The 18,463-nt window shown below is 73.0% G+C and carries 15 protein-coding genes; 12 read left to right on the top strand and 3 right to left on the bottom strand.

What is annotated here, in order from left to right:
* Window position 1 precedes the first annotated feature (1 nt).
* The 5 genes from ACP7BP_RS15215 (at window position 2) to ACP7BP_RS15235 (ending at window position 2,768) form a co-directional block, all read left to right on the top strand.
* Entirely contained in the window at window positions 2-202 is a 201-nt protein-coding gene (locus tag ACP7BP_RS15215) for a hypothetical protein (RefSeq protein ID WP_426245749.1), read from the top strand.
* A 39-nt stretch (window positions 203-241) separates the two neighbouring features.
* Window positions 242-496, top strand: coding sequence for a phosphoribosylformylglycinamidine synthase subunit PurS (gene purS, locus ACP7BP_RS15220; protein WP_426245751.1), 255 nt, complete (start codon window positions 242-244; stop codon window positions 494-496).
* Window positions 493-1,161 carry a phosphoribosylformylglycinamidine synthase subunit PurQ gene (purQ, locus tag ACP7BP_RS15225; RefSeq protein ID WP_426245753.1) on the top strand — a complete coding sequence of 223 codons (669 nt, stop codon included), beginning with the start codon at window positions 493-495 and terminating at the stop codon, window positions 1,159-1,161. The genes purS and purQ overlap by 4 nt, the downstream gene beginning before the upstream one ends.
* 72 nt (window positions 1,162-1,233) lie before the next feature.
* Window positions 1,234-1,683 carry a hypothetical protein gene (locus ACP7BP_RS15230; protein WP_426245755.1) on the top strand — a complete coding sequence of 150 codons (450 nt, stop codon included), beginning with the start codon at window positions 1,234-1,236 and terminating at the stop codon, window positions 1,681-1,683.
* Complete coding sequence (locus ACP7BP_RS15235; RefSeq protein ID WP_426245756.1) at window positions 1,683-2,768, top strand: hypothetical protein; 1,086 nt, start codon at window positions 1,683-1,685, stop codon at window positions 2,766-2,768. The genes ACP7BP_RS15230 and ACP7BP_RS15235 overlap by 1 nt, the downstream gene beginning before the upstream one ends.
* A 9-nt stretch (window positions 2,769-2,777) precedes the next feature.
* Here ACP7BP_RS15235 and ACP7BP_RS15240 read toward each other — a convergent pair whose 3' ends face one another.
* Window positions 2,778-4,139 carry a glycoside hydrolase domain-containing protein gene (locus ACP7BP_RS15240; RefSeq protein WP_426245758.1) on the bottom strand — a complete coding sequence of 454 codons (1,362 nt, stop codon included), beginning with the start codon at window positions 4,137-4,139 and terminating at the stop codon, window positions 2,778-2,780.
* Window positions 4,140-4,217: 78 nt separating this feature from the next.
* Window positions 4,218-5,693, bottom strand: coding sequence for an MFS transporter (locus ACP7BP_RS15245; protein ID WP_426245760.1), 1,476 nt, complete (start codon window positions 5,691-5,693; stop codon window positions 4,218-4,220).
* Between the two features lie 120 nt (window positions 5,694-5,813).
* Here ACP7BP_RS15245 and ACP7BP_RS15250 point away from each other — a divergent pair, with 120 nt between their 5' ends.
* The 4 genes from ACP7BP_RS15250 to ACP7BP_RS15265 all read left to right on the top strand — a co-directional run bounded on the left by ACP7BP_RS15250 (window position 5,814) and on the right by ACP7BP_RS15265 (window position 13,088).
* The gene (locus tag ACP7BP_RS15250; RefSeq protein ID WP_426245762.1) at window positions 5,814-6,362 is read left to right on the top strand and encodes a TetR/AcrR family transcriptional regulator; all 549 of its coding nucleotides are present in this window, start codon (window positions 5,814-5,816) and stop codon (window positions 6,360-6,362) included.
* Between the two features lie 64 nt (window positions 6,363-6,426).
* On the top strand, window positions 6,427-9,954 hold the full coding sequence (locus tag ACP7BP_RS15255) for an ATP-binding cassette domain-containing protein (protein WP_426245764.1): 3,528 nt from the start codon (window positions 6,427-6,429) through the stop codon (window positions 9,952-9,954).
* A gap of 76 nt (window positions 9,955-10,030) precedes the next feature.
* The gene (purL, locus tag ACP7BP_RS15260; RefSeq protein ID WP_426245766.1) at window positions 10,031-12,286 is read left to right on the top strand and encodes a phosphoribosylformylglycinamidine synthase subunit PurL; all 2,256 of its coding nucleotides are present in this window, start codon (window positions 10,031-10,033) and stop codon (window positions 12,284-12,286) included.
* A 4-nt stretch (window positions 12,287-12,290) separates the two neighbouring features.
* On the top strand, window positions 12,291-13,088 hold the full coding sequence (locus ACP7BP_RS15265; RefSeq protein WP_426245768.1) for an alpha/beta hydrolase family protein: 798 nt from the start codon (window positions 12,291-12,293) through the stop codon (window positions 13,086-13,088).
* A 13-nt stretch (window positions 13,089-13,101) separates the two neighbouring features.
* Here the strand turns inward: ACP7BP_RS15265 and ACP7BP_RS15270 are convergent, their stop codons facing one another.
* A complete protein-coding gene (locus ACP7BP_RS15270; protein ID WP_426245769.1) occupies window positions 13,102-14,589 on the bottom strand; it encodes a PucR family transcriptional regulator in 1,488 nt (495 codons plus the stop codon).
* 171 nt (window positions 14,590-14,760) lie between these two features.
* On the opposite strand from ACP7BP_RS15270, the gene ACP7BP_RS15275 reads away from it, so the two are divergent.
* Genes ACP7BP_RS15275 through ACP7BP_RS15285 form a run of 3 tightly spaced genes read left to right on the top strand, consistent with a single transcriptional unit; the run spans window position 14,761 to window position 18,457 of the window.
* Window positions 14,761-16,218, top strand: coding sequence for a purine-cytosine permease family protein (locus tag ACP7BP_RS15275; protein ID WP_426245771.1), 1,458 nt, complete (start codon window positions 14,761-14,763; stop codon window positions 16,216-16,218).
* A complete protein-coding gene (gene codA, locus ACP7BP_RS15280; RefSeq protein WP_426245773.1) occupies window positions 16,218-17,555 on the top strand; it encodes a cytosine deaminase in 1,338 nt (445 codons plus the stop codon). Before ACP7BP_RS15275 ends, codA begins: the two co-directional genes overlap by 1 nt.
* Window positions 17,556-17,578: 23 nt before the next feature.
* Window positions 17,579-18,457, top strand: a complete 879-nt coding sequence (locus tag ACP7BP_RS15285; RefSeq protein WP_426245775.1) for a polysaccharide deacetylase family protein — start codon at window positions 17,579-17,581, stop codon at window positions 18,455-18,457.
* Window positions 18,458-18,463 lie beyond the last annotated feature (6 nt).

An 18,463-nucleotide genomic window follows, 5' to 3' on the forward strand; every position in this document is an offset into this window, starting at 1 on the left:
CGTGGCCATCCTGCTCGTGGCCGTCGGAGGCGTCATGCTGCTGATGGGCGGCGTCTGGACCGCCCAGGGGCTCGGCTGGCTCGACGGCAGCCCGATGACGGGCCAGGAGATCTGGGCGATCATCGGCCCGATCGTGGCCGGACTCGGGGTGGCGCTGATGATCGTGGGGGCTCAGCGGCGCGGCCGTTCGGGCCGCCGATAGACTCATCCCGCACCCATCCCCCGAACCCTGGAGCGCTCCGTGGCCCGGTACGTCGTGGAAGTCATGCCCAAGCCCGAGATCCTCGACCCGCAGGGCAAGGCCGTGCTCGGCGCCCTGCCCCGGCTCGGGTTCGCCGGGGTCGTCGACGTGCGTCAGGGCAAGCGCTTCGAGATCGAGATCGACGGCGACGCCACCGACGAGCGTCGGGTGGAGGTCGAGAAGATGGCGGAGACGCTGATGTCGAACCCGGTCATCGAGGACTTCACGGTCCGGGTCGAGGAGACCGTCGCGTGAAGGTCGGCGTCGTCACGTTCCCCGGCTCCCTCGACGACGTCGACGCCCAGCGCGCCGTACGCCTGGGCGGGCACGAGGCCGTCGCCCTCTGGCACGGTGACCACGACCTGCAGGGCGTCGACGCGGTCGTGCTGCCCGGCGGGTTCTCCTACGGCGACTACCTGCGCGCCGGGGCCATCTCGCGGTTCGCTCCGGTGATGACGGAGGTGGTCGAGGCCGCCGGACGGGGAATGCCGGTGCTGGGCATCTGCAACGGGTTCCAGATCCTGTGCGAGTCCCACATGCTGCCCGGCGCGCTGATCCGCAACGACCACCGCAAGTTCGTCTGCCGCGACCAGCGGCTTCGCATCGAGAACACCCGCACCGCCTGGACCGGGACGTACGCCGAGGGCGCCGAGGTCACCATCGTGCTCAAGAACGGCGAGGGCGGCTACGTCGCCGACGACGACACCCTCGACCGGCTCGAGGGAGAGGGGCTCGTGGTCGCTCGCTACCTCGGCGACAACCCCAACGGTTCCCTGCGCGACATCGCCGGCATCACCAACGAGCGGGGCAACGTCGTGGGCCTGATGCCTCACCCCGAGCACGCCGTCGAGACCCTCTGCGGACCGGGGACGGACGGGCTCGCGTTCTTCAGCGGCCTGGCCGTGGCGACCTTCGCCTGATTCCGCAGGTTTGGGCCCTGCAGGGGCCGGGTAGGCCCCCAGCATTCGCTGCCGTCAGCGCTGGAGAGTGGCATGGAGGTCAATCCCGACGAGCTCGTGAAGCTCGCCGCGCAGTCCCAGTCGGCTGCCCACGTGCTGGCCACCCAGTGGACAGCCGCACAGGCGACGCTCGCCGTGGCCCACGACTCGCTCGGTGACAGCCCGGCTGCGGCCGCCATCGCCGACACCTACGACACCGCCACCGCCGCGGCCGACCAGGTCGTGAAGTCGCTCGCCCAGGTGCTGATGGACGGCGTGCAGGCCCTCCAGCAGGCAGCGCTCGACGCCCGCGAGGCCGACGACAAGGCGACGGAGGCCTTCCTCTCGGTGCGCGAGAGCGGCGCCGACGACGGCAAGAGCGGCGACCAGCGGCGCGGCGGCAGCCACGGGCACGGCCAGGGAGACGGGCAGGGACACGGGCAGGGACACGGGCAGGGACACGGGCAGGGACACGGTCGCGGGCACGGGAACGGGGGCGACTGATGGTCGCCAACCCCTTCCAGCTGCGCGCCGACGTCACCGCGCTCGACGTCGCCGCCCAGACCTGGGCCGAGATGGCGGTCGCGATGTCGACGGCGGCCGACGAGCTGGTCGCCACCGCGCAGAAGGCCTTCAGCAGCGGCTGGGAGTCGATGTCCTCCGAGGGCTACGACGCCCACCGCAAGCAGGTGGTCGGCACCCTGGACAGCCTCGCCCTGGTCGCCGAGAAGATCTCCGACACCCTCACCAAGGTCTCCGGCAGCCTCACCGCCGCCCAGCGCCGGCTCGATCGAGAGTGGTCCTTCGTGGCGCTGGTCCCGCACAGCGTCGTCGGGGCCGACGGGATGGTCGTCTTCACCCCGGGCTCCGACGAGCAGAACACCCAGGTCGAGATGGCCAAGTCCAACGCCGCCGGCATCCGCAGCGACCTCGACTTCGCCCTGTACGGCGACGTCGACACGCTGCGGCGCGCCAAGACGGAGTTCGACTACACCGCCCGCCAGTGGGCCGACGTGGTCGCCCGCGGCCCCGAGGGCATCGACGTGCTGGGTTGGCTGGCTGCCGATCACACCGCGGGCTCGACCTCCACGACCACGGTGCTGGGCGAGACGCAGTCAGGCTCCGTGACGGCCGGTGCCGGGGGCGGCGGCCTGACGGCGGCGTCGTACGCACCGGTCGGCAGCGTCAGCTTCAGCGCACCCAGCCTGGGCGGCGCGGCGCTCGCCGGGGCCTCGGCGCTCTTCGCGGCCGGGAAGAGCGGTCGTCGCAGCCGGGCGGCCCAGGCGGCAGCCGGGACCGGCGCGCTCGGTGCCAGCCCGATGGCCGGTGCGGCCGCCGGCCGCGGGGGTGGTGGCGCGATGCTGGCCGGGAAGGGTGGTGGCTCGCGGCCCGGGATGCGCGGGTCCCAGGCCGGCGGCTCCGCGCGTGCCGAGGACCCGGCCGCGGCGCGGGAGGCCGCGGCGGCGAAGGAGGCCAAGCAGAAGGCCATCGCCGACCGCAGGGCCGCCCGGGCGGCTCGCAAGGCGGCGCGGGAGGCAGAACGCGCCCGGGCCGCCAAGCCCGTCGCCAACATCGTCGACGACGAGTGACGGCAGGGGCTACCTCCGGCCAGCAGCCAGGGCCGCCCACACCTCGGGCGTGGTCGTGCCCGTGACGGTCACGCCCCGCGCCCTCTGGTAGGCCCGGATCGCCGACTCCGTCCTGCGGTCGTAGACGCCGCTGCCCCCCAGCTTGCCGCGCCCGGTGGCGTTCAGGGCGCGCTGGACGCGGAAGACGTCGGCCCCGGCCGAGCCGACCTTGAGCACCGGGGTGGAGCCCTCCGCGAGGAACGACACCCAGTCCCCGCGGGTGAACGCCTTGCCCGCGGTGCGGCCGCGCCCGGTCTGCCACTGGGCCACGCCGTTGCGGGTCTGCTTGTTGTAGCGGCCGTTGACCTTGCCGGCGTACAGCCCGCGGGCGGTGAGGAAGCACTGCAGGACCTTGACCCGGCTGGCCTTCGCCTTCTTGGTGGTGAGCCGGGGGAAGCTCCAGTAGCTGGTCTTGAGCCCGCCGCACCAGCTCTCGGCATCGGCGACGGATCTCCGGCCGAGCTCGAGGTAGTTGCTGTCGATGTTGATCGTGACGCCGCCCCACGTCTCGTTGTGGCCGCCGAGGTACTGCTTCACTCGGCCGCCGGGCCTCCAGCCGTCCTCGCGGATGTAGGACGTCGAGGTGTTGGCGATGCCGTCCCAACGGGCGATCCAGATGCGCGAGGGGAGGGTGAACTGCCCGGGGCGCTGCACGCGGGCATCGTCGATCATCTTGATGCCCGAGCCGGCGCTGGAGTACATGCCGGGCACGAAGCCGCGCGCCAGGACCCGCGTGGTCCAGCCGTGGACGAAGCGCAGGGCCGACTCGCGGCAGTGCGTGTCGGTGAGGTCGAAGCCCTCGAGGTCGTACCAGATGGTGCTGCCCGGTGCGATGCCGAGGACGAGGGCGTCGTCGACGTTCTTGTCGGCCTCCGTCGAGCCCTGGCCCTGGGCGATGGCGTAGGTGCCGCTGGCTCCCGGGTTGGGGTTGATCTTGAAGTCGTCCTTGTAGCGCGGGAACCGCGGCTGGCACGACGCCTGCGGTCCGAGCGCGATCGGGAGCAGCCGCCAGCCGTTGGCCAGCTGGGTCGAGATCCACGCCGGCGTGAGGTTCGGCTGCTCTCGGCAGGCGCGCGAGTCGCCGGAGATGTAGATGCCGACGGCGAGGAAGGGGGAGTGGCGCAGCCAGGCGTCCATCTTCCTCTGGTCCGGCGCCAGGCACTGGTCGAAGCCGTAGCCGGTGAAGTCACCCGGAGTGACGACGTTGGTGCGACGGGCGGCCGGGGGCGGGGTGGTCCCGGCCGGCGCGATGGTGACGGCGAGCAGGCCCGAGGCCAGCACCAGTCCCACGAGCGGGGCGAGGACGGCGGACAGTCGGCGGGGAAAGCGCATCGGGGTGCTCCAACGACGGGGAAGGCCGCTTCTGGGGGTCACAGGTCCCGATCACCCTAACCTCACCGATCACACGCGTCACAGAGTTCGCCAAACGGCCGGCGGGAGAGACCGGGCGCGGCGCCTGCGGATCAGCGCCACCGTCGCCAGCAGGGCCAGGAGCGCGAAGACGCCGGAGGTGAGGAACGCCTCCCGGGCGCCCGGCAGGAACTCACCGGGCACGGACCCGGCGGCGTACACGGACACCACCACCGCGAGACCGATCGCGCCGCCGAGCTGCTGGAAGGTCTGCAGCAGGCCCGAGGCGGATCCCGCATGCGCCGGGTCGACCCCGGCGAGGACGGTCGCGGTGATCGGCATGAAGACCAGGCCGGCGGCGAGGCCGTTGAGCACCATCGGGCCGAAGACTCCGGCGAAGTAGCCGTCATCGGCCCCCACGGTGCTGAGCCACGCGAAGCTGACGGCCAGACCGAGGGTGCCCGCCACGATCATGGGGGTCGCCCCGAGACGACCCAACAGCCTGGGGGACACCCGCGACATCGAGAAGATCCCCAGCGTCATCGGGAGGAAGGCCAGGCCGGTCGCCATCGGCCCGAAGCCCAGCTCGCCCTCGATGTACTGCACCGCGAGGAAGAACATCGACAGCTGGCCACCCACGACCAGGGCCATGACCGCCAGCGCGCCGACCCGTCGACGGCTGCGGAGCAGCTCGGGACGCAGCATCGGGTGCGCCACGCGCCGCTCGGTGACGGCCAGTACGGCGAGCGAGGCGACGCCGACGGCGAGCCCCACGACGGTGTGAGCGGAGCCCCAGCCGTGCTCGGGGGCGCCGATGAGGGACCAGACGATCGCGACCGCGCCGAGCGTCGCACTCGCGGCGCCGACCAGGTCGAAGCGGCCGGGACGACGGGCGGTCTCGTCGAGGAACCGACGGGTCAGGACCAGCACGGCCAGCCCGATCGGCACGTTGATGATCAGGGTCCAGCGCCAGGAGCCGACGTCGGTGAGGAAGCCGCCGAGGAGCAGGCCGATCGACATGCCACCCGAGGACACGGCGCCGAAGAGCGCGAGCGCGCGGTTGCGCGCCGTCTCGTCAGGTGCGCTGGTGGTGAGCAGCGCGAGCACGCCGGGGGCGGCCAGCGCGGCGCCGACGCCCTGGGCCGCGCGGCTCAGGACGAGCATGTCGGAGGACTGGGCCAGTCCGCCGATCAGGGAGGCCACGGTGAAGATCGCCAGGCCGGCCTCGAAGAGGCGGCGCCGCCCGAAGACGTCGCCGAGCCTGCCGCCGAGGAGCAGGAGGCCGCCGAAGGCCAGCGTGTAGGCGTTGAGCACCCACGACAGCGACGCGGGCCCGATGGACAGGTCGGTGGCGATGTGCGGCAGCGCGACGTTCACGACGGTGGCGTCGAGGATCAGCATGAGCTGGGCGACGAGCACGATGGCGATGCCGGCCGCGGCCCGGGCCGCGTTGTCCGGGAGCTCGGAAGGAAGGTCGGTGGCTGCTGGGCTGGTCACCGAGCCGGCTACCGGGGTGCTGAGTGTTTCGGTGGACATGGAGAAGGGTCCTGTTCTGGCCGGATGGGCCGAGGTACGCTGTATCCGGAGGATGACTCCGCTTCAGTGGAAACAATACGGAGAGTCCCTCCGTTTAGCAAGCCGAGCCTGGGAGGACACGTGCGAGCCGACGCGAAGCGCAACCATGACCGCATCGTCGACGTGGCCCGCGAGGTCTTCCGCGAGCAGGGCTACGACGCCTCCCTGGACCAGATCGCCAAGCGGGCCGGGGTCGGGGCGGGCACGCTCTACCGTCACTTCCCGACCCGGGACGCGCTCCTCGACGCGATGATGCAGAGCTGGGTCGACCGGGTGCAGGTCGCGGTCGAGAAGGCGGTCGGCCACGAGGGCGAGCCGCGCGACCTGCTGCTGCTGTGGTTCGACGAGTACATCGGCCTGATCAGCTCCTACCGGGGCGGTCCGGCCAAGATCACCTCGGCGATGGGAGACCCCGACTCCCCGATCCGCACCAAGTGCGAGGTCCTGCGGGCCGCGACCGGCCGCGTCATCTCGCGCCTCAGCGACGAGAAGGCTCTGCGCGACGGCGTCGACCCGCTGCAGGTGGCCCGGCTGGTGGGCGGCGTGGCCGCGGTGGCAGACCAGGCCGAGCTCGACCCGGGCGCCGTACGCCCGATGCTCGAGGTCGTCGCCGACGGCCTGCTGCGCTGAGGCGCCGCCCGACGGCCCGTAAATGCGCGGGCGGACGTCGGTGGCGGCGCCTACCGTGGTGCCCATGGTGAGCAGTCTCGGTACGTCGTCGGCCCCGGCCCGCACGGAGCCGAACCGAGCCGCTCGGCCGACCGGCCGGGCAGCGGCCCGGGTGCCCGTCGACTGGCGCCGGCTGCGCCAGCCGATGTCGGTCTTCTGCTTCACGCTCTCCTTCGTCGGCGCCATCGGCACCGCCCTGGGCTCGGTCGTCGCCGGTCGCCTCGCCGAGCAGGCGACCGAGCGGCTGGCCGTGCTCCTGGCCCTCTGCGTCGTGGGCGCCGCGGTGATCGACACCGTCGCCAAGACCGTCTGGGCCGGGGTCGTCGACCGCGCCGAGGGCAGGCTGCGGTCCGACCTGCTCGACGCGGCCATGTCCCAACCCCTGTCCGCGCTCTCCGAGCAGGCCGTCGGCGAGGTCCTCGACCGCATCGACGACGACACCTGGGAGGTCGGGCAGCTGCTGCGGTGGGGGGTCTGGCAGGCCGCGCGCACGCTGCTGGCGTCCGGCCCGCTGTGGGTGGTGGCGACGCTGACGTGGTGGCCGGCCCTCTTCCTCTTCCCGCTCACCGCCGTCGCCGCGGTCCTCGCCGTACGCCGCCTGCTGCCGCTCGTCGCCCGGCGCAAGGTCGTCGAGGAGGCGGCCTGGACCGACCACGCGGCCGCCACCGAGGAGGGCGTGGCCGCACGTGACGACCTCCGCACGAGCCTGGGGCAGGCCTACGTCCTGCGGCGCAACGCCCGCATCGCGGCCACGGTGCACGCCGCGCTCGACAGGGTCCTGGCCGTCGAGGCTCGCATCACCCGTCGCAGTGGCACGCTCCTGCACGCCGTGCTGGCCGGCACCGCGGTCCTGGGGATCGCCCTGGTCGAGGGCGGGGGGCTCTCCACCGCGGCGCTGGTCACCCTGTTCCTCGTCACCACGACCTTCGTCGGCCAGGTTGACCAGCTGGCCCGCCACCTCCCCGACCTGCAGGAGGGCTTCGGCGCGGTGCTCCGCCTGCGCGGGATGCTCGCCGTGCCCGCCGAGCCGACGGGTGGGCTGCCGCTGCCCGACGGCCCGCTCGACGTCGAGCTCCGGGACCTGCACTTCTCCTACGCCGAGGGCACCTTCGCCCTCCGCGACGTCGACCTGGTCGTCCCCGCCGGGCACACCTGCGCCCTCGTCGGCCGCACCGGCTCGGGCAAGTCGACGCTCGCCTCGCTGCTCTCGCGCGCCGCCGAGCCGGAGCCCGGCACCGTGCTGCTCGGCGGGGTCGACGTGCTCGAGCTCGACCTGCAGGAGCTGCGCGCGGCGGTCGGCGTCGTCACCCAGCGCACCGAGATCCTGGCCGGCAGCCTCGCCGACAACCTCACGCTCTTCGGCTCCCACCCACGCGAGACCGTCGAGGCGGCCGTGGCCGAGCTCGGGCTGACCGAGTGGGTCGCCGGCCTGCCCGACGGCCTCGACACCACGCTCGGCCCGGGCGGCACCAGCCTGTCGGCGGGCGAGGAGCAGCTGGTCGCCTTCGCCCGCCTGCTGGTGCGCGACGTCCGCGTCGTGGTGCTCGACGAGGCCACCGCCCGGATGGACCCCGTGACCGAGGCCCGCGTGGTCCGCGCGGCCGACCGGCTGATCTCGGGCCGCACCGGGCTCCTGGTGGCCCACCGCCTGTCCACCACGCGCCGGGCCGAGCAGGTCGCGGTCCTCGAGTCCGGGCGCGTCGTCCAGCACGGCCCCCGGGAGCGCCTCGCGGTCGACGACGGCCCGTTCCGGGAGCTGCTTCTGGCCGCCGCCCACGAGGTGGAGATCGAGGAGCACCACCACGACGACAGCGCGATCGGCACCGTGCGCCGCACGACCACCCCGCCGCCCCGCCCGCACGTGGAACCCCGCCCCAGCCTGACGCGGGCGACCTGGAGCGCGCTCGTGATCGAGCCCCGGTGGGGACTCCTCGGCATGGGGCTGTTCCTGCTCTCGTCCCTCACCGGGGCCTTCGGCGCGCTCACGGGCTGGGTGTGGGGGCTGGCGGTGACCGACCTCCAGGCAGGCGACGTCCCCGTCGGCCTGGCGGTCGCCCTGGTCATCTCACTCCTGGCCAGCCCGCTGCTGCTCTCCCAGGCGTTCCGCACCTACCCGCGCTGGTGGATCTCCGTGCGGCTCCGGGTGCGGCTCACGGTGCTCAACGGCCAGACCGAGCAGCGCCGCCTCGAGCGCACGCCGCCCGGCGAGGTGGTCGCGCGCACGATGGACGCCGACCGGCTGGCGCGCTACGCCGACCGCTGGGTCGACTTCGTCAACGGCCTCGCCATCGTCATGGTCACCGCCGTGATCGCCGGCACGTGGCTGGCCGGACTGGTGCTGCTCACGGTCATGGTGGTCTCGGCCGGGGCGTCCTCGTTCGGACGTCGGGTGGCCGGTCGCTCGGCCGCCGCGTCATCCACGGCCCGCGCCGGCTTCGGCCGATCCCTGGTGTCGGTGCTCGAGTCGGTCCGCACCGTCAAGCTCGCCGCGGCCACGCCGTACGTCCACGAGCACCTGCGGCAGGTCGACGCCGGGCGGGTCGACGCGGCCGTGCGCGAGCACCGCGTGCAGGCCATGCTCGACGGTGTCCCGGTCATCATGGTCCAGTGCGGGGTCGTGGCCGCGTGGGTCGGGCTGCTGACCGGCCAGTGGGGGCTCGCCACAGCGCTGCTGGTCGCGAACGCCGTGAGCGGCTTCGACTGGTTCGGTCGGGTGGCGGGGTCGGTCGTGACCGAGGCGCCGGGCGTCCGCGCGTGGATGCACGCCACCAGTGAACTCGCTGGTGGCGGCGACCTGATGCGGCTGCCCCAGGGCGTCGACCTGGTGGCCGGCACGGCTCCTGCTCCGGCCGTGCCGGCGCGCACGCCGCTCCGCGAGCTGACCCTGCGCGACTTCTCGGCGGTGCACGACGACGGCACCATCGGGGTGCGCGACGTCGACCTGACCGTGCGCGCCGGCGAGCTGGTGCTCCTGCTCGGCCAGGTCGGGTCCGGCAAGTCGAGCCTGCTGTCGGCCCTAGCCGGCCTGGTGACCAGCACCGGCGAGGTCCGGTGGAACGGCGAGCTCGTCGAGGACCCGCAGACCCAGCTCCGCCCGGCGCGCGTCTCGCACGTGGCCCAGGTGCCGCGCGTGCTGTCGGGCACCTTCGCCGGCAACGTCGCGCTCGACCACGACGAGCGCGAGGTCGCCCCCGCCGTCGAGACGGCCCGTCTCGGGCGTGACGTGGCCGAGGCCGGTGGACTCGACGCCGTTGTCGGGCACCGCGGCGTGCGTCTCTCCGGCGGGCAGGTCCAGCGGCTCGCCCTGGCGCGCGCCCTGGCGTGCGACGCCGACCTGCTGCTCGCCGACGACGTGTCGTCGGCACTCGACGCGACGACCGAGACCGAGCTCTGGGTCTCCCTGCGCAAGGGTGGGGCCGCCGTGGTCGGGGCCACCAGCAAGGCGGCCGCCCTCGCCCAGGCCGACCGGGTCGTGGTGCTGGTCGACGGGCAGGTGCGTGAGGAGGGCCACTGGACCGACCTCTCTGCCCGGTGGAGCCACCTGGCCGGCTGATGACCGCCGTGTGGCGGCCGTCTCCTCCGCCGAGGCAGTGGTCGGGGGAGTGCCGCTGGGCCGGTAGATTGGCGCCGTGCTGGACACCGTCTCCGTAGCCGCCGAAGATCCCAACCGCGACCAGCCCTGGGCAGACCTGGGACTCAAGTCCGACGAGTACGCCCGGATCCGCGAGATCCTCGGGCGCCGGCCGACCAGCAGCGAGCTGGCGATGTACTCCGTGATGTGGAGCGAGCACTGCTCCTACAAGAGCTCCAAGGTGCATCTGCAGCAGTTCAGCGAGATCCCGCAGGAGACCCCGGTCGGCAAGATGCTCGCCGGCATCGGCGAGAACGCCGGCGTCATCGACATCGGCCAGGGCTACGCCGTCACGTTCAAGGTGGAGAGCCACAACCACCCGTCGTACGTCGAGCCCTACCAGGGCGCGGCCACCGGCGTGGGCGGCATCGTCCGCGACATCCTCGCGATGGGCGCCCGCCCGGTCGCGGTGATGGACCCGCTCCGCTTCGGCCCGCTCGACGCCGAGGACACCCATCGCGTGCTGCCCGGGATCGTGGCCGGCGTCGGGGGCTACGGCAACTGCCTGGGCCTGCCCAACATCGGCGGCGAGGTGGTCTTCGACGAGACCTACGTCGGCAACCCGCTGGTCAACGCGCTCTGCGTGGGCGTGCTGCGGCACGAGGACCTCCACCTCGCGAAGGCCAGCGGCGTCGGCAACAAGGTCGTCCTGTACGGCGCCCGTACCGGCGGCGACGGCATCGGCGGGGTCTCGATCCTGGCCAGCGAGACCTTCTCCCAAGGGGTCGACGGAGCCACGGGCCCGGCCAAGCGGCCGAGCGTGCAGGTCGGCGACCCGTTCATGGAGAAGCTGCTCATCGAGTGCACGCTGGAGCTCTTCGCGGCCCGGGTGGTCGCGGGCATCCAGGACCTCGGGGGCGCCGGCCTCTCCTGCGCGACCTCCGAGCTGGCCAGCGCCGGCGACGGTGGCATGCACGTCAGCCTCGACCAGGTGCCGCTGCGCGACTCGACGCTGGCGCCCGAGGAGATCCTGATGAGCGAGAGCCAGGAGCGGATGATGGCGGTCGTCGAGCCCGGCGACGTCGACGCGTTCCTCGGGATCTGCGCCAAGTGGGACGTCGAGGCAGTCGTGATCGGCGAGGTCACCGACACCGGCCGCCTGTGCATCGACTGGCACGGCGAGCGCGTGGTCGACGTACCGCCCCGCAGTGTCGCCCACGACGGGCCGACCTACCGGCGCCCGGTCACGCGGCCGCCGACCCAGGACGCGCTCCAGGCCGACGTGGCGGAGAAGCTGCCGCGCCCCGAGAGCGGCGCGGAGCTCCGCGAGACGCTCCTCCGGCTGGTCGCCAGCCCCAACCTCTGCGACAAGTCGTGGGTCACCGACCAGTACGACCGCTACGTGCGCGGCAACACCGTGCTGGCCCAGCCCTCCGACAGCGGCATGATCCGCGTCGACGAGGAGACCAACCTCGGCGTCGCCGTCTCGACCGACTGCAACGGACGCTTCGCCCTGCTCGACCCCTACGCCGGCGCGCAGCTGGCGCTCGCGGAGTCCTACCGCAACGTCGCCACCGGTGGCGCCCGGCCGCTCGCGATCTCCGACTGCCTCAACTTCGGCTCCCCCGAGGATCCCGGCGTCATGTGGCAGTTCGCGGAGGCCTGCCGCGGCCTCAAGGACGCCTGCCTCGAGCTCGGCATCCCGGTCACCGGCGGCAACGTCAGCCTCTACAACCAGACCGGCGAGACGGCCATCCTGCCGACCCCGGTGGTGGCCGTGCTCGGGGTCGTCGACGACGTCACCCGGCGCACTCCGTCGGCCTGGACCGACGCCGGGGACCGGATCTTCCTGCTCGGCGAGAGCCGCGAGGAGCTCTCCGGCTCCGAGTGGGCCCACGTCGTGCACGGGCACCTCGGTGGCCTGCCCCCCACGGTCGACCTCGCCGCGGAGCGGTCGCTGGCCGAGCTGCTGGCCGACGGTGTCGGCCTGCTGACCAGCGCCCACGACGTGTCCGACGGAGGCCTCGCCCAGACGCTCGTGGAGGCCGCGCTCCGCCACGACGTCGGGGCCGCGGTGGCCCTGCCCGGCGACGCCTTCTGCGACCTCTTCGGCGAGTCCGCCGCGCGGGTCGTCGTCACCGTCCGTGACGCCGACGCCGATGCCCTGGTCGAGCTGGCCCACCGCCACGGCGTGCCCCTCACCCCGCTGGGTCGCACCGGCGGCACCGAGCTCGTGGTGGAAGGTCAGTTCACCGTCCCGCTGTCCGAGGTGCGCGCCGCATGGACCGCCACCCTGCCGGCCGCCCTCGGATGAGCCGGTGCGGATCACCCGTCGCGTGCTGCTCGCCGCGGTGGGTGCCACGGCACTGGTCGCGGGCTGCGGGGACGACGTGACCGACCCGGAGAGGATCGCGTACGGCGACGGCGACGCGCAGTTCGGTGAGCTGACCCGGCCCTCAGGCTCCTCCCGGGGGCTGGTGGTCGTCATCCACGGAGGGTTCTGGAAGGCGGAGTACGACCTGGGCCTGGGCCGGCCGCTGGCGGCCGACCTGGCCGCGCGCGGCTGGACGACCTGGAACATCGAGTTCCGCCGGGTCGGGGCCGGCGGTGGCTTCCCGGCCACCTTCGACGACGTGCACGCCGCCATCGAGAAGCTCGCCGACCTCGACGTCGACACCAGTCGCGTCGTCACGCTGGGCCACTCCGCCGGCGGTCACCTGGCCACCTGGGCCGCGGCGCGCGGCCGCTTCGACCGTTGGCCGACCGCGGTCCCGGTGACTGAGGTCGTCTCGCAGGCCGGCGTCGTCGACCTCACCGGCGCCTACGACGCCGACCTGGGCTCAGGCGCGGTGGCCGCCCTGATGGGCGGCCCGCCCGGCCCCGACTACGACCTCACCGACCCGCTCCGGCAGGTGCCTCTGGACGCACCCGTCTGGTGCGTGCACGGTCGGGCGGACACCGTGGTGTCGCCCGAGCAGTCGGTGCGCTACGTCGACCGGGCCCGCGCCGCCGGCGCCACCGCCGAGGTCGTCGAGGTCGACGGCGACCACTTCGTCGTCATCGACACCGACTCGGAGGCGTGGCGCCGTACCGTGGAGATCCTCGACGGACTCTGAGTCCTCGCCGGGTCTACGTCGCCGATGCGACGTCGGTGATCGAGCGGGCCGCCAGCGCCAGCCGCAGCGCGGTCTGCTTCGTGGGGTCGTCGATGTCGTGTCCCAGGTGCTCGGCGATCCGGGCCAGCCGCTGGTGCACCGACTGCCGTCGGAGGTGGAGGGCCCGGGCCGTCGCTGCCTTCGACCCGCCGCTCGCCAGGTAGTGGTGAAGGGTCGACAGCAGCGTCTCGGCGTTGCGGGCCCGCATCAGCCCGCCGAGCTGCTCCGCGACCAGGTCCGTCAGCTGCAGCGGCGTGCCCACGGCCGCGAGCAGCCGCTCGACGGTGACGTCCTCCGCGAGCACCAGTGGACCTGGCCGCGGGCTGAGGCCGTGCAGGCGCAGCGCCTGGTCGGCGGCCCGCAGGCTGCGCCCGGCCCCTGACAGGGGCCCGAGGCCCCCGAGCGCGGAGACGGGGCCACGGGCCCGGCTGAGGCGCTCGCGCACCGTGCCGAGCGCCTCGGTCGCGTGGCGGGCGGGTACGGCGAGCAGCGCGTAGGTCGTCCCGTCGAGCTCCGCGGCCAGCGCCTGGGCGCCGACCTCGTGGGCGACGTCCTGGGCCAGGGCGAGTCCCGGCTGCTGGCCGGTCGAGCTGATCGCGAGCCCCACCCACTGCGAGTCCGGCCGGATGTGGGACGCCGCGGCATGGGCGGCCAGCGGCCCGGGCCCGCCGGCGTCGCCGTCCAGCAGGCTGGTCAGCAGCAGCCGCCGCTCGCGCCCGCTCAGCAGCGGCTGCTGGTGGCCGCGGAGCACCTCCAGGGCGAAGATCTCGGGTGCTCGGTCGGTCGCGGCCCGCACCAGGTCGGGGTCCGAGGTCCCGTGCCCGATCGCCAGCCGGCCGAGCAGCAGGCCGTCCGCGGTGACCGGGGCCGTGGCGGCGGGGCCACGAAGGACGTCGGGCACGTCGTCGGCGGCCGCAGCGAGGACCAGTCCGGTCGCGTCGGTGACGACCACAGGACGACCCACGAGGTCGGCCAGCGTGGTCGTCAGGCCGTCGAGGCCACCGCGCTGCGCGAGCACGCGGGACAGCGCGCGAGCGACGTCGTCGGCGTGCCGGAGCCGGACGATGGAGCGGTCGAGGATGGCGCTGTTGATCTGCTCGGTGACCTCGACGAAGGGATAGACGCAGCCCAGGACGATGAACGGGAGGCCGACGGCACGCGCCTCCCGCACCATCTCGTCGGGCACCTCCGGGAACGTCTCACCCAGCTCCAGGGCGAGCCCCGCCACGTCGCGGTCGGCGAGGGCGCGGACGTAGGCGCGACGCTCCGCGGGAGTAGATCCGGCCAGCCCCAGGCCGGTCGTCAGCAGCAGCTCGCCGCCGCGGAGCAGCGGGGCGATGTCGTAGATGTCGCTGCTGTGCACCCACCGCACCAGCCGGGCCGCGGGGTCGCCGGACATGACGAGCGGCTGGGCCTGGCCGAAGCCCGGATGGTCGAGGACTGCCTGCAGGGTGAGAGCCAACGCTGGACCTCCGACGGCGAGAGGGCGAAGGGGAACCATACACATCGTCCGGTCCCGGGACCGCCTTTGCGGTCACCCTGTCCCTTGTTCCGTGTCCGGGGGGTGGCGCACACTGCATCCGCACCGTCACTTTCCCCATTCGTCTTCGCGTCCGTCTACTGGAGGTCCGTCGTGGCCACGAGCACGCCTGCGCACAGATCCGCCGACTGGACCCCGGACTGGTCCGGCGAACACAGCCTCGCGCCGGTCCCCGACGAGGCCCGGTCCTCGACGGCTGGCCACCAGTTCTGGATCTGGGCCGGCGCGAACATCGCGCCCATCAACTGGGTGCTCGGCGCGCTCGGCATCTCCCTCGGCCTGTCGCTCTTCGACGTGGTTCTCGTCCTGGTCCTCGGCAACCTCATCGGCATGGGGATGTTCGGCTTCTTCGTGCTGATGGGCCAGCGCACCGGCGTGACGCAGATGGTGCTCAGCCGCAGCGCCTTCGGCCGGCGCGGCGCCTACCTCCCGACCGCCTTCCAGTTCGTGATCACCATCGGCTGGTGCGCGATCAACACCTGGATCGTGCTCGACCTGGTCACCAGCCTCTTCGAGGAGCTCGGCATCGACGGCGGTCGCGGCCTCAAGATCGCGGCGGTCCTGGTCATCATGGCCACCCAGGTGCTGATCGCGGCGTACGGCTTCCGGGCGATCGCCTCCTTCGAGAAGTACACCGTCCCGGTGACGCTCGTCGTCCTCGCCGCCATGACGGTGGTCGCCTGGGCGAAGCTCGACGTCGACTGGGGCTTCTCGGGCACGGGCCTCGCCGGTACCGAGCGGCTGAGCGCGATGAGCACCGTGATGACCGCCATCGGCATCGGCTGGGGCATCTCGTGGTTCGCCTACGCCTCCGACTACTCGCGGTTCGTGCCGCGCAGCATGCCGGCGCGCAAGGTCTTCGCCGCCAGCGCCCTGGGCCAGTTCATCCCGGTGATCTGGCTCGGCGTCCTCGGCGCGACGCTGGCCACCGTCAACCCGGGCGTGGACCCCGGCCAGCTCATCGTCAACTCCTTCGGGGCCCTGGCGATCCCGGTGCTGCTGCTGGTCCTCCACGGCCCCATCGCCACCAACATCCTCAACATCTACAGCGCTTCGGTGTGTGCGCAGACCCTCGACATCCGGGTCGACCGCAAGGTCGTCGCCTACGTCGTCGGCGTGCTCGCCACGGTGTTCACTGTCTGGCTGGTGTTCAAGGACGACTTCGCCTGGGCCCTGGACGGGTGGCTGGCGAGCATGGTGACGTGGGTGGCGCCGTGGGGCGCGATCATGCTGGTGCACTTCTACTGGATCAGCCGCCAGAACGTCGACATCCCCGCCCTCTACGACAAGCCCGGTGTGTCACGTCTCGGCGACTTCCGCTGGGACGCGATCATCGCGTTCGTCGTGGGCATCTTCGCCACCTGGTGCTTCGAGTTCGGCATCCCCGAGGCCCTGCAGGGTCCGGGCGCCAAGGCCCTCGGCAACGTGGACCTCTCGTGGCTGGCCGGCTCCATCGCCGCGGGTGGGATCTACGCCATCTTGGGAGCCAGCCGACGCCGGTCGTCGGGCTCGTCGGCGGTGACTCCGGGCACCGACCGGGTCGGCAGCTGATGCAGCTGCGCGTCCGCGGAGCGCTGCTGGAGGACGGGGCGGCGCTGGTCGACCTCGAGGTGGAGGACGGCGTCGTCTCGTCGCTCGAGCCGCACTCCCCGGATGCGGGGCGGCGCGGCGCGGCGGTGGAGATCGACGCGGCCGGAGCCCTGGTGCGGCCGCCCTTCGTCGAGCCGCACATCCACCTCGACGCGACCCTCACTGCCGGGGAGCCCCGCTGGAACAGCTCCGGCACGCTCTGGGAGGGCATCGCGGTCTGGTCCGAGCGCAAGCCGAGCATCACCCGGGCAGACGTCATCGCCCGCGCCGAGCAGGTGCTCCGGTGGCAGGCGGCGCAGGGCGTGCTGTTCGTCCGCAGCCACTGCGACGTGACCGACCCGGACCTCACCGCCCTCGACGCGCTCCTGGAGCTGCGCGAGCTGGTCAGCGACGTGATGGTGCTCCAGGTCGTCGCCTTCCCCCAAGAGGGCATCGTCTCCTTCCCCCGCGGCGCGGAGCTGCTGGAGGAGGCGGTACGCCGCGGCGCGGACGTCGTGGGCGCGATCCCGCACTACGAGGACACCCGCGAGGACGGCGTCCGCTCCCTTGAGATCGCCGTCGACATCGCGGAGCGGTACGACCGGATGGTCGACGCGCACTGCGACGAGATCGACGACGAGCAGTCCCGCTTCATCGAGGTGCTCGCCACCCTGGCCATGCGCAGCGGACTGCGAGAGCGGGTGACCGCCAGCCACACGACCGCCATGGGCAGCTACAACGGGGCCTACGCACACAAGCTGCAGCGGCTCCTGCAGCGCTCGGGGATCAACCTTGTGAGCAACCCGATGATCAACCTGGCGCTGCAGGGACGCTTCGACGACTACCCCAAGCGTCGTGGGCTCACCCGGGTGAAGGAGCTGGTCGCGGCGGGGGTGAACGTCGCGTTCGGCGCCGACGACGTGGTGGACCCGTGGTTCCCGCTCGGTACGGCGAACCCGATGATGCTGGCCCACAGCGGCGTCCTCGCGGCGCAGCTGACCGGCCAGGCCGAGATCGCGGAGACCTTCGAGATGGTGTCGAGCAGAGGCGCTCGGGTCCTCGGCGTCGAGGCGTCGTACGGGCTGCGGGTCGGGGGCCCTGCCAGCTTCGTCGTGGTGCCGGCGTCCTCCCGCATGGACGCGGTACGGCGCCAGGTCGCTCCGCGCTGGGTCGTGTCCCGTGGCCGCGTGCTCGCCGAGCGCGACCCCTCCCCGGTGCGGCTGCAGTGGCGCGGCGACGAGCACGAGATCGACTTCGTCCGCGCCGCGGACGAGGGTGCCGCCACCTGGCGGCACGCCAGTGTCCAACGAGAGGCGTGACCCGAGTGCCGCAGCAACATGACGTGACCCGCCCGGCAGAGCCGGTCGCGTGGCCGGCGGGCATCCAGGCGGCCGCGACCCTCGGGTTCGACATGGATGCGGAGTCGGTGGTCCTCACCGTGCAGCCGTCGAGCGCGTCCCGGCTCTCGGTCATGTCGCACCAGGCCTACGGCCCCCTCACCGGGATGCCCAGGATCCTCGCCCTGCTTGCCCGCCGCGGCGTGCGGGCGACGTTCTTCTGCCCGGGCTTCACGGCGGAGCGCTATCCCGACCTGCTCCGCCGGGTGCGCGACGAGGGTCACGAGATCGCCCACCACGGCTACCTCCACGAGTCGGTCGCCGGCATGAGCGCCGAGCAGGAGGCGGCGATGATCGACCGCGGGCTGGAGGCGCTCGAGAAGGTCACCGGGGAGCGGCCCGTGGGCTATCGCGCGCCGATGTGGGAGACGACGTACGCGACGCCGGGACTGCTCCTGGACCGCGGCTTCCTCTACGACTCCAGCCTCATGGACGGCGAGCTGCCCTACGAGCTCGCCGAGGGCGAGCAGGACGACGCCCGGTCGCTGGTCGAGATCCCCGTGCACTGGGCCCTGGACGACTGGGAGCAGTACGCCTACCTCCCCGAGGTGTTCGGCTCCGGCCTGATCGAGGACCCGGAGAAGGCGCTGTCCATGTGGAGCGCCGACCTCGCGGCCATCCACGAGGACGGCGGCTGCTTCGCGCTCACCAACCACCCCTTCCTGTCGGGCCGCCCGGCCCGGATCAGGGCGCTGGACCGCCTCGTGGCCCAGATGCAGGAGCTGCCCGGGCTGTGGCTGGCACCGGCGGAGGACATCGCCCACCACGTCCGGAGCCTTGAGCTGGCCCCGCGCGTGTTCCCGCAGCCCGTCGTGAACGACTGAGAAGGA

It is taken from the genome of Nocardioides sp. LHG3406-4, assembly GCF_049897745.1.
Classification (GTDB): Bacteria; Actinomycetota; Actinomycetes; order Propionibacteriales; family Nocardioidaceae; genus Nocardioides.